Source organism: Pseudomonas sp. N2-3-1-14 (genome assembly GCF_041228395.1).
Classification (GTDB): domain Bacteria; phylum Pseudomonadota; class Gammaproteobacteria; order Pseudomonadales; family Pseudomonadaceae; genus Aquipseudomonas.
Map to the genome: position 1 here is coordinate 5582573 of NZ_CP166199.1, position 12944 is coordinate 5595516.

Below are 12944 nucleotides of genomic sequence, written 5' to 3' on the forward strand. Positions count from 1 at the left end.
CGGCGCTCCGCGTGGGCAGTTTGCACCGCTTGAGGTAAACTGCCGCCTCTTCTATACCTATAACGATTCGCCTGATGCCCACGACGTTTCAAGAGATTCCCCGCAAACGCCCGTCCACGCCACTGCTCGACCGTGCTGCCACGCCGGACGGCCTGCGTCGACTGGGTGAAGCCGAGCTGGAAACCCTGGCCGATGAGTTGCGCCTGGAATTGCTCTACACGGTCGGTCAGACCGGTGGGCATTTTGGTGCCGGCCTGGGCGTCATCGAGCTGACCATCGCCCTGCATTACGTGTTCGACACCCCGGACGACCGGCTGGTGTGGGACGTGGGCCACCAGGCGTATCCGCACAAAATTCTTACCGGCCGTCGCGAGCGCATGGGCACCCTGCGCCAGAAGGACGGCCTGGCCGCCTTCCCGCGTCGCGCCGAGAGCGAGTACGACACCTTTGGCGTCGGCCACTCCAGCACCTCCATCAGCGCAGCGCTGGGCATGGCCATTGCCGCCCGCCTGCAAGGCAGCGATCGCAAGGCAATCGCGGTGATCGGTGATGGCGCGTTGACCGCCGGCATGGCCTTCGAAGCCCTGAACCATGCGCCGGAAGTGAACGCCAACATGTTGGTGATCCTCAACGACAACGACATGTCGATTTCGCGCAATGTCGGTGGCCTGTCGAATTACCTGGCAAAAATTCTTTCCAGCCGCACCTATGCCAGCATGCGCGAAGGCAGCAAAAAAGTGCTCTCGCGTCTGCCCGGCGCGTGGGAAATTGCCCGCCGCACCGAAGAATACGCCAAGGGCATGCTGGTGCCCGGCACCCTGTTCGAAGAACTGGGCTGGAACTATATCGGCCCCATCGATGGCCATGACCTGCCAACCCTGATCGCCACGCTGCGCAACATGCGTGACCTCAAGGGCCCGCAGTTCCTGCACATCGTCACCAAGAAAGGCAAAGGCTTCGCCCCGGCCGAAGTTGACCCGATCGGCTACCACGCGATCACCAAACTCGAACCGCTCAACGCCCCCGCCGCCGCGCCGAAAAAGGCCAGCGGGCCCAAGTACTCCGGTGTGTTTGGCGAGTGGCTGTGCGACATGGCCGCGGCCGACTCGCGCCTGGTGGGCATCACTCCGGCGATGAAGGAAGGCTCCGACCTGGTGGCGTTCAGCGAGCGTTTCCCGCTGCGCTATTTCGACGTGGCGATTGCCGAGCAGCACGCCGTGACGTTCGCCGCCGGCATGGCCTGTGAAGGCGCCAAGCCGGTGGTCGCGATCTACTCCACCTTCCTGCAGCGCGGTTATGACCAACTGGTTCACGACGTGGCGGTGCAAAACCTCGATGTGCTGTTTGCCATTGACCGCGCCGGCCTGGTCGGCGAAGACGGCCCGACCCACGCCGGCAGTTTCGATTTGTCCTACTTGCGCTGCATCCCCGGCATGCTGGTGATGACGCCGAGTGATGAGAACGAACTGCGCAAGATGCTCAGCACTGGCCACCTGTACAACGGCCCGGCCGCCGTGCGTTACCCGCGCGGCAATGGCCCGAATGCAGTGATCGAGAAAGACCTGGAGCCGATCGAGATCGGTAAAGGGATCGTGCGGCGCCAGGGCAGCAAGACGGCGTTTCTGGTGTTTGGCGTGCAATTGGCCGAAGCGCTGAAAGTCGCTGAGAAGATCGACGCCACCGTGGTCGACATGCGTTTCGTCAAACCGTTGGACGAAGCCCTGGTACGCGACATCGCCGCTAGCCATGAGCTGCTGGTGACCGTCGAAGAAAACGCCATCATGGGCGGCGCGGGTGCGGCAGTCAGCGAGTTCCTGGCGCGGGAGAATATCCTCAAGTCGGTGCTGCACCTGGGCTTGCCGGATGTGTACGTCGAACACGCCAAGCCGGCGCAGATGCTGGCAGAGTGTGGGCTGGACGAGGCGGGTATCGAAGCGTCGGTGCGCGCGCGCATGGCACTGCTAGGCCTGTAGAAACCGGCTCAAAAAATGTGGGAGCTGGCTTGCCTGCGATAGCATCACCTCGGTCTTACTGACAAACCGAGGTGCCTGCATCGCAGGCAAGCCAGCTCCCACATTGGTTTTGTATTGCTGATAAATGCTATGGACAGCCCATGAACCGCCTTCACTTTGCCCTGCCCTTGCTGCTGCTGCCTGCCCCTGACCTGCTGGCCGACAGCTTCGAGCGTGACGACGCACTGAAACTCCCCGATGTAGTCATCAGCGCCAACCGCCAGGTCCAGGCGCGCAACGACAGCAGCGCCGCCAACACCGTGTTCACCCGTGATGACATCGACCGCCTGCAACCCACCAGCGTGACCGACCTGCTCAGCCGCGTGCCCGGCGTACAAGTGGCACCCACCGGCGGCCGTGGCAGTTTGCCGGGCATCTATATTCGTGGCACCAAATCCGCGCAAAGCCTGGTGCTGGTCGATGGCCAGCGCATCGCCAACACCACCTCCGGCGACAGCGGGCTGCAATACCTGAACGTCGATCAGATTGAACGCGTGGAAGTGCTGCGCGGCTCGCGCTCGGTGATCTACGGCAGCGACGCGATTGGCGGCGTGATCCAGATATTCACTCGGCGTAATGCCGAGCAAGGCCTGCAGCCACGCTTGAAACTGGGGTTTGGCAGCCACCAGACCTGGGAGCGCAGCGTCGGTCTTTCCGGCGGTGATGAACACACGCGTTTCAACCTGGGCGCGAGCCTGGATGACACGGCGGGTATCAACTCAACGCGTGAGTCGTTTCCCAGCGACGGCGACCATGATGCCTATCGCAACCAATCCATCAGCCTCAACCTCAGCCATGCTTTCAGCGACGAACTGGAGGTTGGTTTCAATCTGTTGGATAACCGCGGCAAGTCAGAGTACGACAACAGCTTCGGCCGCTACGACGCGGCTTCCGGGCAAACTGTCGGGCAGAAACCCTACACCGATTACACCGTGAGCAGCGCCAGCGGTTATGTCGACGCCAAGCTCAATGCGCACTGGCAGTCGCGCCTGGAGCTGGGTCACAGCGAGAACCTCGATACCAAGCGCGATACGCTCAGCGATGATTTCAGCGTGTTCAATACCTATCGCGACTCGGTCAACTGGCAAAACGACCTGACGCTGAATGACCAGAACAGCTTGATCGTCGGCGGCGACTGGTACGAAGACCGTTTCCACGGTTCAACCACCTTCACCGAAAACAGCCGCTGGAACCGGGCCGCCTTTGTGCAGCATCGCTTCCACGGCGAGTGGTTCTCCACCGAACTGGGCCTGCGCCGCGACCAGAACCAGCAGTTCGGCGGCCAGAACAGCTGGAGCGGCACCCTCACTGTGCCGATCAACCCCGACAATGACGCGCTGCTGAGCTACAGCGAAGGCTTTCGCGCGCCGACCTTCAACGACCTTTATTACCCTGACACGAAGTACAGCAACCCCAACTTGCAGCCCGAAACGTCAAAGAGCTACGAGCTGCAATGGCGCAGCCAACTGAGTGACAGCACGCGCCTGGAAGCCTCGCTGTATCGCACCCAGTTAAGCAACGCGATCATCCTCGACAGCACCAGCAAGCCGCAAAACGTGGCGTCGGCGCGTGTCGATGGGTTTGAAGCGGCGCTCAGGCAGGAGCTGTTTGGTTGGCAGAGTAACCTGGGCGCCGCCTTCATCAACCCGCGCGACCGTGACACGGGCCACACCCTGGCCCGTCGTGCACGCCGCACGTTGAACCTGGATCTGGATCGACAATTTGACAAGTTGGGACTGGGGGCCAGTTGGCAGGTCATCAGCAGCAGCTACGACGACGAAAAAAACCGCAACCGCCTGGGTGGATACTCACTGCTGGGGTTGCGCAGCAGTTGGGCGGTGAGCCGTGAAATCCGTATTTCACTAAAGGTCGACAACCTACTGGACCGCCAATACGCCCGCGCCCGCTACAGCTATAACGCTTCGGACTTTTCCAATAATCAGGACTACCGCGAAGCGGGACAGACCTGGCTGCTCGGGCTGACCTGGACCCCGAAGCTGTAACCAACGCCCCGGCGCTTCGACCTATCGATTGACCTTTCAGGCAATGGCTCGCTGTCGGAACGAGCATTGCAGTGGCAGGGTCATGTGCGCCGCTCCCCTTGGCGCCTCAACGACGCTCGCGCATGGGCTCATTCGTACTCAGATACCCGGCCTTGATGGCCTCGGCGCAGTCTATAAACCCATAGGCGTTAACACGGCCGGCCTCGGTAAAGCCGACGTAGAAGTCCTTTTTTTTGCCTTGGCTTTCCAGTTCATAGTCAAAACACTGTGAGCTGCCACTACGAATCGGGGTGATGCGCTTGGGCTGCTGGATAGCGAGAATGTCCTGCTTGGAGGTTCTTTCGCCTCGCCCAGCCTTCTCTACCAGCGGATCAGCCCAGAAATTCATCAACGTTGAGACACCTTCCAGCGTCGCGCAGCCGGTCAGCAAAAGGGCAGTAGAAACACCGATGATCAAACGACGCATGGCCACCTCCTGTAGTGGAATTAATCGCCATGCGGCACGCATCGCGGGCCATAGAGTAATCCGCTGCTGGCCGAGCCACTCAACGGAAGAATCTTATTAATCGGTAGGACAACACGCCTCTCGCACGCTAGCGTTGCGGGGCAATCAACGCGCAGAGCTCGGCCACCGCCTCGACCATCTGCCCGCTGGGCCGCTCCAGGCCTTTATCCGGCACCAATAACAAACGCCCCTGCGCCACGGCGGTCACCTGCGGCCAGGCCTTCCAGGCGTCCAACTGCGGCTGATCCCCGGCCAGAATCACTTCGGGATTGCGCTGCAACACCGACTCGATGCTGACCTGCGGCGCCGGCAGCTTCAGGTCATCGAACACATTGCGCGCGCCGCACACACTCAGCGCGTCGCTGATGATCTGCCCGCCGCCCACGGTGTACAGCGGCTGGTTCCATACCTGATAAAACACCCGCAGCGGCTCGGCACGCTGATAGCGTTGGCGCAGTTCGGCCAGGCGCAGACGCAACTGCGCGGCTAATTGCCGACCGGCGTCGGCGCGGCCCAATTGCTCGGCGATCGCTTGAACCTGGGTGGTCAGTTGTTCGAGGCTATGGGGTTCGGCGACATACACGGGGACATTCAGACGCTGCAATTGCTCGCGCTGCGCAGTGCCGACGCTGCCGGGCCACAACAGGATCAGGTCCGGTTTGAGGCTGAGCAGGCGTTCCATGTTCAGTTGTCCGTAATGCCCAACCGACGGCACTTCGGCCAGCACCGCCGGGCGTTCGCCGCCGTCAAGCACGCCCACCAGCAAATCGGCAGCGCCCAGTTCAACCACGATTTCAGAGAGCGAAGGCGCCAGGCTGACGACGCGCTGGACCGCCAGCGCCTGGGCACTGAATGCCAGCAGCAGCACCGCCAGCCAGTAGCGCATCATCCCAATTGACGCGGGATGCGGTAGAGGTAAAACAGCACGAGGGTGGACAGCGCCAGCAAAAACAGCGGCACCGCTTCCAGGCCGACAAACACCGCCAACGCGCCGATCCAGGCCGGTAGGGCCGCCACCAGCAAGGCCGTGCGACGACGGGCCGCGAGGGTGATCCAGGCAGCCGGTTCTTCGGCAGTATCGAGGGCTTTGGCGGTGGCGATCAGCGCGTGTTTATAGCCGTTAAAATAACGCAGGCTCAAAAACATCGAGGCCACGCCGCCAATAAAGAACGGCATGGCCAATACGGGAAGCAGGGACTGGGCCTGGCCGAACACCAGGTTGATCACGAATAACGGCAGCAATGCCAGGGCCAGGTACTGCCACCAGTTGAAGGACAGTCGCCGTTTCACCTGGCCACGGGTCACGCGCGGTCGACCTCGCCCTGGTGCTCGTTGCCCATCATGTGGTCGAGCTTGCTGGCTTTGGTCGCCAGGTAGAGTTTGTTGTGCGGGTTTTGCCCGGTGTGCAGCGGCACGCGCTCGGCCACGGTGATGCCCATCTCGGTCAAGGCTTTGACCTTGCGCGGGTTGTTGGTCATCAGGCGCAGGGATTTCACGCCCAGGTGCTCGAGCATCGGCAGGCAGATCGCATAGTCACGCTGGTCAGCGGCAAAGCCCAGGCGCTCGTTGGCTTCGACGGTATCGGCGCCGCCGTCTTGCAGCTCGTAGGCGCGGATCTTGTTCATCAGGCCGATGCCACGGCCTTCCTGGCGCAGGTACAGCAGCACGCCACGGCCTTCGCGGGCGATGGCGCGCATGGCGGCTTCCAGTTGCGAACCGCAGTCGCAGCGTTGGCTGAACAATGCGTCGCCGGTCAGGCACTCGGAGTGCACACGGCCAAGCACCGGCGCGCCGTCGGCGATGTCACCCAGGCTGAGCACGACGTGCTCACGGCCAGTGGCCTCTTCGAGAAAGCCGTTCATGGTGAACGTGGCAAAAGGGGTAGGCAGCTTGGAAGCGGCGACGAAAACGACGGGCACCGTGTGCTCCTGATTTCAGATTTCACAGAGGGCGCCATTGTAACAGCAGGTTCCTACAGACGCTTAAGCTGAATTATCGCTGATAAAGATCAATCGGTTCGATTGGCCTTCGTCCCGGTTCTATGCAGGTCAGAACGGATAAGGCTGCTTCCAGTGTCCGAAAATCGGCTTCAGTTCGCCGCTTTTGACCAAAGCCGCCATGCGCTGGTCATACACCGCCATCAAGGCCCGGCCGCGCTCAGTGTCGGCAAAGCCTATGTAAAGCGGCAGCTCGGCGATAGGCGTGAGCCTGAACTGCGAAGGATCGTGCGCCTGGCCAAGCACGTACCTGGCTTCGGTGAGCGAGTCGATGTAGAAGTCGGCGCGGCCGTGCTGCAGCATCGGCAGGATGCCGTCTCGGCGTTCGATCTGGTTGAAGTGACGCAGGTTGGGCAAGTACTCCTCGTACTTGTAGCCGCGTACCCAGGCCAGGCGGTAATTGCCCAGCGTGGCAAGGCTTGGCGTCGGCGTCGTTGCCAGCCCGAGGGCGTAGATGTGGTCCGAGTCGAAATTCCAGTGCGGGTACAACACGCCGCTGGCTTCATCGCGATAGGCACCGACCCAGCCATCCACCTCGCCGCGCTGGGCCAGGCCGACCGAGCGGGTATAGGGCTCGCTGCGGGTTTGCAGGGTGATGCCGGCGGGCTCGAAGATTTGGCGCAATAAGTCCCAGGCCAGGCCGCTGCCATCTTTGTTGGTGTAGTCGTTCCATTCCTCACTGGCCAGCGTGATCTTGCCGGGGACCGGGCCTTCATCTGCTTGGACCAGCGAGGCAAGTGCACACAGCACCACCAGCAGCCAACGACGTACATCCATAACGACACAACCCCACACACCGTAATATCCGTATAGAGGGTAGCGCAGGTCGCTGGCTTACGGTGTTTCGTGAAAATGCTGATAGCCACGCACGGCCGGTGTGATGTCTTGCCCAGTGGCATCGAGCAAGGTGACGCCCTGCCCCGCCTCGACCCGACCGATCACGTGGATCGGCCAACCAGCAGCCTGCAATGGCGCCAGCTCGGCCGGCGGCAACGTGAACGCCAATACGTAGTCGTCGCCCCCGCTCAGGGCTGCCACGCGCGCTTGGTCATCACCGAGAAACGCCAGCAAGGCCGCCGACAACGGCAATTGCTGACGCTCAATCACCAGGCTGACAGCCGACGCCTTGGCGATATGCCCGCAATCGGCCAACAACCCGTCGGAGATATCCATGGCCGATGTGGCCTTTGCCCGCAGCGCCAGGCCCAACGCCAGTTGCGGTTGTGGCGACCAGTAGTGCGCCAGCAGCGGCTCGGCGACAGCGGCGTCTGCCGTGCGTTGGCCCAGCACCAGCGGCAACGCACCGGCAGCATTGCCCAGCTCACCGCCTACACACAGCAAGTCACCCGGTTGCGCACCGCTGCGCGTCAACGCCTGCCCAGCCGGCACACGGCCAAACACGGTCAGGGTCAGGCTCAGCGGCCCGCGCGTGGTGTCGCCACCCACCAGGCCGACGCCGCAGCTTTGCGCCATGGTATTCAAACCCTGGGCATAGCGTTGCAGCCAATCGGCATCGACCGTCGGCGTTGTCAGGGCAAGGGTAAAGGCAAGCGGATGGGCGCCCATGGCGGCCAAGTCGCTCACTGCCACGGCCAGCGAGCGCTGGCCGAGCAGGAACGGGTCACACGGGTCGGCAAAATGCACGCCGGCCACTAACGTATCGGTGGAGATTGCCAGCTGCTCCCCGACGGGGAGCGCCAGCAAGGCGCAGTCGTCGCCGATCCCAAGGGCAATGCCTTCGCCGCCCTGCGCACAGGGCGCGGCGGCGAAGTAGTTGCGGATCAGCTCGAACTCACCCATTGGGAAGGTCAGCGCGACTTAGCGCTTGTGTTCCTTCACTTCGGCTTCACGCAGGCGCGGGGCCAGCTTGTCGAGCACGCCGTTGACGAACTTGTGGCCGTCGGTCGAACCGTAGACTTTGGCCAGCTCGATCCCTTCGTTGATCACTACGCGGTACGGCACGTCAACGCGCTTGAGCAGTTCCCAGGTGGACAGGCGCATTACGCACAGTTCAACCGGGTCCAGCTCTTCGATCGTCAGGTCCAGGCAAGGTGCCAGCGCCGTGTCGATCTCGGTCAGGTTGGCATGCACACCGTGCAGGATGTCGTGGAAGTAGCTCTGGTCGGCAAACGTGAAGTCGTTGTCGACGCGGAACTGCGCTTCGATTTCGTTCAGCGAAGCGCCGGCCATCAGACGCTGGTACAGCGCCTGAGTCGCGAGTTGACGCGCTTTACGGCGCTTCTCGCTTTTGGACGGCTTGCCGGCATCCGCAGGGCGCGGGTCTTGGGGGTTGAACTGATCGCTCTCGTCGGAAATCACTTGGCCTCCAACTGCGACAGCAGGCTGACCATTTCCAGCGCGGACAGGGCCGCTTCAGCGCCTTTGTTACCGGCCTTGGTGCCGGAACGCTCGATGGCTTGCTCGATGGAATCCACGGTCAGCACGCCGAAAGCGACGGGCACGCCGAACTCCATGGACACCTGGGCCAGGCCCTTGGTGCATTCGCCGGCCACGTATTCGAAATGCGGGGTGCCGCCACGAATGACCGCGCCCAGGGCGATGATCGCCGCGTATTCACCCTGCTGAGCAACTTTTTGCGCAACCAGTGGAATTTCGAAGGCGCCAGGGGCACGGATGAGAGTGATATCGCTCTCGCTCACACCGTGGCGAACCAGGGCGTCAACGGCACCGCTTACCAGGCTTTCAACCACGAAGCTGTTGAAGCGGCCAACCACCAGGGCATAGCGGCCTTTGGGGGCGATGAAGGTACCTTCGATGGTCTTCAGGGTCATTCGACAAATCTCTTAAAGAGCCGGGACGCGAAAAGTGCGTCCCTCAGTGATGATTTAACCGCGAACAAGGGGCAAAAATCGCCGGCCTTTATTCGGAGGGCACGTATTCTACAACTTCCAGGTCGAAACCGGATATCGCATTAAATTTCATTGGCGCGCTCATCAGGCGCATTTTGCGTACGCCCAGGTCACGAAGGATCTGCGAACCCGCACCGACGATGCTGTAGGTGGTCGGTTTTTTCACCGGCACGTGGTCGGCGGTTTCGCGGATATGCGCCAGCAATACATCGCCGTCCAACGGGTGGCCGAGCAACAGCACCACACCGCTGCCTGCCTCGGAGACCGCAGCCATGGCGGCGCGCAGGCTCCAGCGGCCGGGCTGCTTGACCATCAGCAGGTCGCGCAGCGGGTCCATGTTGTGCACACGCACCAGGGTCGGTTCTTCGGCGCAAATGTTCCCCAGCGTCAGGGCCATGTGCACGTCACCTTCCACTGAATCACGGTAGGTCACCAAATTGAATTGGCCCAGTTCGCTGTCCAGTGGCTGCTCGGCAATCCGCTGAACGGTACGCTCATGGATCATGCGGTAGTGAATCAGGTCGGCAATCGTGCCGATCTTGAGGTTGTGTTCAGCCGCAAACGCTTCAAGTTCAGTGCGACGAGCCATGGTGCCGTCGTCGTTCATCACTTCGCAGATGACGCCGCTAGGCTCGAAACCGGCCATGCGCGCCAGGTCGCAGGCGGCTTCGGTGTGGCCGGCACGCGCGAGGGTGCCGCCCGGCTGGGCCATCAGCGGGAAGATGTGGCCGGGGCTGACGATGTCTTCGGCCTTGGCGTCTTTGGCGGCGGCGGCTTGCACGGTGCGCGCGCGGTCGGCCGCAGAAATACCGGTGGTCACGCCGGTGGTCGCTTCAATCGATACGGTGAACTTGGTGCCGAAACCCGACCCGTTGCGCGGCGCCATCAAGGGCAGCTTGAGCAACTCGCAGCGTTCGCGGCTCATGGGCATGCAGATCAGCCCACGCGCGTGCTTGGCCATGAAGTTGATGTGCTCAGCCTTGCAGGCCTCGGCGGCCATGATGATGTCGCCTTCGTTTTCACGGTCTTCGTCATCCATCAGGATGACCATCTTGCCTTGGCGGATGTCTTCAACCAGTTCTTCGATGCTATTGAGCGCCACGCGGCACCCCCTTGGTCAGGATTTAAGGTAGCCGTTAGCGGCTAAAAAACTTTCAGTGATGTTCCCGGCAGTAGGCTCTGCGGCCTTATCGCCCAACAGCAGGCGCTCCAGGTAACGGGCAAGCAAGTCGACTTCCAGGTTCACCCGGCGACCTGGCTGGTACGAGGCCATGATGGTTTCGCTCAGGGTGTGGGGAATGATGGTCAGTTCAAATTCGGCGCCATTCACGGCGTTCACGGTCAGGCTGGTGCCGTCGACGGTGATCGAGCCTTTGTGGGCGATGTACTTGGCCAGCTCTTTGGGTGCGCGGATGCGAAATTCCACGGCCCGCGCGTTTTCGCTGCGCGAAACCACTTCGCCGACGCCATCGACATGGCCGCTGACCAGGTGGCCGCCCAGGCGCGTGGTCGGGGTCAGGGCTTTTTCCAGGTTGACCGGGCTGCCGGCCTTGAGGTCGTTCATCGCGGTGCAGTCCAGGGTTTCCCGGCTGACGTCGGCGGCAAAGCCGTTGCCAGGCAGCTCGATGACGGTCAGGCACACGCCGCTGACGGCGATGCTGTCGCCCAGCTTGACGTCGCCCAGGTCCAGCTTGCCGGTTTCAACCAGCAGGCGGATGTCGCCGCCTTTGGGAGTCATTGCACGGATGCTGCCGATGGATTCGATAATGCCGGTGAACATTTCGTTCTCCTGAAAACGAGGGGCTGTCGCTCAAGCGCGGGCCGGGAATTATACGCTCGCTGCTGGCATAGGGATGGCAGTGACTCGCCAGTCGTCGCCTACAGCGCGCATGTCAGTGATCTTGAGTGGGGGGGCATCGGCCAGTTTCTCAAGCGGCCAGTCCAGCAGAGGCCGCGCGGCGGAGCCGAGGAACTTGCCGGCGACGAATATCACGTACTCGTCCACCAGCCCTTGCTGGGCAAACGCACCGGCCAGGCTCGGGCCGGCTTCCACCAGCACGTCGTTGACGCCACGGGCGGCCAGGGCCACCAGGGCCGAGCGCAGGTCGACCTGACCGTCAACGCCCGGCACCACCAGGCATTCGGGGCCACGGGGGAACTGGTTTTCCGCGGTCACGCAGGTGATGACCAACGCCGGGCCGGCCTTGAAGAACGGCGCGTTGAGCGGCACCCGCAGGCGCCCGTCGATCAACACGCGCAAGGGCGGGCGCGACATGGCAAGTGCGGTGGTTTCATCGTCCAGGCCCAACTCGGCGGCGCGTACCGTCAGACGCGCGCCATCGGCCAGCACCGTGTCGGCGCCGGTCAGCACCACACTGGCCTCGGCACGCAGGCGCTGTACGGCGGCGCGGGCGGCCGGGCCGGTGATCCATTGGCTTTCGCCGCTGGCCATCGCGGTGCGGCCGTCCAGGCTCATCGCCAGCTTGACCCGCACAAACGGCAGACCGTGCTCCATGCGCTTGAGGAAGCCCGGGTTCAGCGCGCGCGCTTCGCTTTCCAGCACGCCGCTGCGGGTTTCGATACCGGCTTGCGCCAAGCGCTGCATGCCACGCCCGGCCACTTCCGGGTTCGGGTCCTGCATCCCGGCCACCACGCGCGCCACACCGGCAGTCACCAGTGCATCGGCACACGGCGGCGTGCGTCCGTGGTGGCTGCACGGCTCCAGGGTTACATACACCGTGGCGCCACGCGCCTTGGCACCGGCAGCGCGCAGGGCATTCGGTTCGGCATGCGGTTCGCCGGTGCGCTCGTGCCAGCCTTCGCCGACAATCTGCCCGTCACGCACAATCACACAGCCCACACGCGGGTTGGGGTGGGTGGTGTACACGCCCTTGCGCGCCAATTCGAGGGCGCGGGCCATGTAATGGGCGTCGAGGACAGCTTGTTCGGCAGACGGAGGGTTCATTTTTTGGCAGGCTCACGGGCCAGGCGGTCGATTTCTTCGCGGAACTCGTTGAGGTCCTGGAAGCGTCGATACACCGAGGCGAAACGGATATAGGCGACTTCGTCGAGCTTTTGCAGCTCGCCCATCACCAGCTCTCCAACCACCAGGCTCTTGACCTCGCGCTCGCCGGTCGCACGCAGCTTGTGCTTGATATGCACCAGCGCCGCCTCCAGCCGCTCGACACTCACCGGGCGTTTTTCCAGGGCGCGCTGCATACCGGCGCGCAGTTTGTCTTCGTCGAAAGGCTGGCGGCTGCCGTCGGACTTGATCAGACGTGGCAATACCAGTTCGGCGGTTTCGAAGGTGGTGAAACGTTCACCGCAGCCAGAGGCCAGGCATTCGCGCCGGCGACGTACTTGATCGCCCTCGGCGACCAGACGCGAGTCAATGACCTTGGTGTCGTTGGCACCGCAGAAGGGACAGTGCATGGTGGCAGACAACAAAAAAAGGGAGGGCCATGGTAGCGCATCCCTGTGGCAAGACAAGCCATAGCCTTTACGGTATATAGGCAGGCTTATATGTTTCTTTATTTTAAAGCCACGGATTTTGCCCT

The 12944-nt window shown here is 62.5% G+C and carries 14 protein-coding genes; 2 read left to right on the forward strand and 12 right to left on the reverse strand.

Annotation, left to right across the window (positions count from 1 at the left end; all coding sequences use genetic code 11):
• Nucleotides 1-74: 74 nt before the first annotated feature.
• A complete protein-coding gene (dxs, locus tag AB5I78_RS25875) occupies nucleotides 75-1973 on the forward strand; it encodes a 1-deoxy-D-xylulose-5-phosphate synthase (RefSeq protein WP_242201379.1) in 1899 nt (632 codons plus the stop codon).
• A gap of 140 nt (nucleotides 1974-2113) precedes the next feature.
• Complete coding sequence (locus AB5I78_RS25880) at nucleotides 2114-4015, forward strand: TonB-dependent receptor domain-containing protein (protein ID WP_369302416.1); 1902 nt, start codon at nucleotides 2114-2116, stop codon at nucleotides 4013-4015.
• Between the two features lie 106 nt (nucleotides 4016-4121).
• Here AB5I78_RS25880 and AB5I78_RS25885 read toward each other — a convergent pair whose 3' ends face one another.
• The 12 genes from AB5I78_RS25885 to nrdR all read right to left on the reverse strand — a co-directional run bounded on the left by AB5I78_RS25885 (nucleotide 4122) and on the right by nrdR (nucleotide 12819).
• Nucleotides 4122-4481: a transcriptional regulator gene (locus AB5I78_RS25885; RefSeq protein ID WP_145162603.1), complete on the reverse strand. Its 360-nt coding sequence runs from the start codon at nucleotides 4479-4481 to the stop codon at nucleotides 4122-4124.
• A gap of 127 nt (nucleotides 4482-4608) precedes the next feature.
• Entirely contained in the window at nucleotides 4609-5409 is an 801-nt protein-coding gene (locus AB5I78_RS25890) for a cobalamin-binding protein (protein WP_369302415.1), read from the reverse strand.
• Nucleotides 5406-5825 (reverse strand): MFS transporter, encoded by a 420-nt coding sequence (locus AB5I78_RS25895; protein ID WP_369302414.1) that lies wholly within the window; start codon nucleotides 5823-5825, stop codon nucleotides 5406-5408. Before AB5I78_RS25895 ends, AB5I78_RS25890 begins: the two co-directional genes overlap by 4 nt.
• Nucleotides 5822-6439 carry a GTP cyclohydrolase II gene (gene ribA / locus AB5I78_RS25900; RefSeq protein ID WP_017135999.1) on the reverse strand — a complete coding sequence of 206 codons (618 nt, stop codon included), beginning with the start codon at nucleotides 6437-6439 and terminating at the stop codon, nucleotides 5822-5824. Before ribA ends, AB5I78_RS25895 begins: the two co-directional genes overlap by 4 nt.
• Before the next feature lie 129 nt (nucleotides 6440-6568).
• Nucleotides 6569-7294 carry a substrate-binding periplasmic protein gene (locus tag AB5I78_RS25905; protein ID WP_369302413.1) on the reverse strand — a complete coding sequence of 242 codons (726 nt, stop codon included), beginning with the start codon at nucleotides 7292-7294 and terminating at the stop codon, nucleotides 6569-6571.
• Nucleotides 7295-7351: 57 nt separating this feature from the next.
• Nucleotides 7352-8317: a thiamine-phosphate kinase gene (gene thiL / locus AB5I78_RS25910; RefSeq protein WP_369302412.1), complete on the reverse strand. Its 966-nt coding sequence runs from the start codon at nucleotides 8315-8317 to the stop codon at nucleotides 7352-7354.
• A gap of 18 nt (nucleotides 8318-8335) precedes the next feature.
• Nucleotides 8336-8836, reverse strand: coding sequence for a transcription antitermination factor NusB (nusB, locus tag AB5I78_RS25915; RefSeq protein ID WP_017135996.1), 501 nt, complete (start codon nucleotides 8834-8836; stop codon nucleotides 8336-8338).
• On the reverse strand, nucleotides 8833-9309 hold the full coding sequence (gene ribE, locus AB5I78_RS25920; protein ID WP_003194576.1) for a 6,7-dimethyl-8-ribityllumazine synthase: 477 nt from the start codon (nucleotides 9307-9309) through the stop codon (nucleotides 8833-8835). Before ribE ends, nusB begins: the two co-directional genes overlap by 4 nt.
• An 88-nt stretch (nucleotides 9310-9397) precedes the next feature.
• The gene (ribBA, locus tag AB5I78_RS25925) at nucleotides 9398-10489 is read right to left on the reverse strand and encodes a bifunctional 3,4-dihydroxy-2-butanone-4-phosphate synthase/GTP cyclohydrolase II (RefSeq protein WP_242201374.1); all 1092 of its coding nucleotides are present in this window, start codon (nucleotides 10487-10489) and stop codon (nucleotides 9398-9400) included.
• Nucleotides 10490-10504: 15 nt separating this feature from the next.
• Entirely contained in the window at nucleotides 10505-11167 is a 663-nt protein-coding gene (locus AB5I78_RS25930) for a riboflavin synthase (protein WP_145162620.1), read from the reverse strand.
• 48 nt (nucleotides 11168-11215) lie between these two features.
• On the reverse strand, nucleotides 11216-12352 hold the full coding sequence (ribD, locus tag AB5I78_RS25935) for a bifunctional diaminohydroxyphosphoribosylaminopyrimidine deaminase/5-amino-6-(5-phosphoribosylamino)uracil reductase RibD (RefSeq protein ID WP_369302411.1): 1137 nt from the start codon (nucleotides 12350-12352) through the stop codon (nucleotides 11216-11218).
• The gene (gene nrdR / locus AB5I78_RS25940) at nucleotides 12349-12819 is read right to left on the reverse strand and encodes a transcriptional regulator NrdR (RefSeq protein ID WP_164487963.1); all 471 of its coding nucleotides are present in this window, start codon (nucleotides 12817-12819) and stop codon (nucleotides 12349-12351) included. Before nrdR ends, ribD begins: the two co-directional genes overlap by 4 nt.
• Nucleotides 12820-12944 lie beyond the last annotated feature (125 nt).

Excerpts from the sequence above, each read along its gene's own strand:
- dxs (WP_242201379.1), top strand. The coding sequence starts at position 75 with ATGCCCACGACGTTTCAAGAGATTCCCCGCAAACGCCCGTCCACGCCA.
- AB5I78_RS25880 (WP_369302416.1), top strand. The coding sequence starts at position 2,114 with ATGAACCGCCTTCACTTTGCCCTGCCCTTGCTGCTGCTGCCTGCCCCT.
- AB5I78_RS25885 (WP_145162603.1), bottom strand. The coding sequence starts at position 4,481 with ATGCGTCGTTTGATCATCGGTGTTTCTACTGCCCTTTTGCTGACCGGC.
- AB5I78_RS25890 (WP_369302415.1), bottom strand. The coding sequence starts at position 5,409 with ATGATGCGCTACTGGCTGGCGGTGCTGCTGCTGGCATTCAGTGCCCAG.
- AB5I78_RS25905 (WP_369302413.1), bottom strand. The coding sequence starts at position 7,294 with ATGGATGTACGTCGTTGGCTGCTGGTGGTGCTGTGTGCACTTGCCTCG.
- thiL (WP_369302412.1), bottom strand. The coding sequence starts at position 8,317 with ATGGGTGAGTTCGAGCTGATCCGCAACTACTTCGCCGCCGCGCCCTGT.
- ribE (WP_003194576.1), bottom strand. The coding sequence starts at position 9,309 with ATGACCCTGAAGACCATCGAAGGTACCTTCATCGCCCCCAAAGGCCGC.
- AB5I78_RS25930 (WP_145162620.1), bottom strand. The coding sequence starts at position 11,167 with ATGTTCACCGGCATTATCGAATCCATCGGCAGCATCCGTGCAATGACT.
- ribD (WP_369302411.1), bottom strand. The coding sequence starts at position 12,352 with ATGAACCCTCCGTCTGCCGAACAAGCTGTCCTCGACGCCCATTACATG.
- nrdR (WP_164487963.1), bottom strand. The coding sequence starts at position 12,819 with ATGCACTGTCCCTTCTGCGGTGCCAACGACACCAAGGTCATTGACTCG.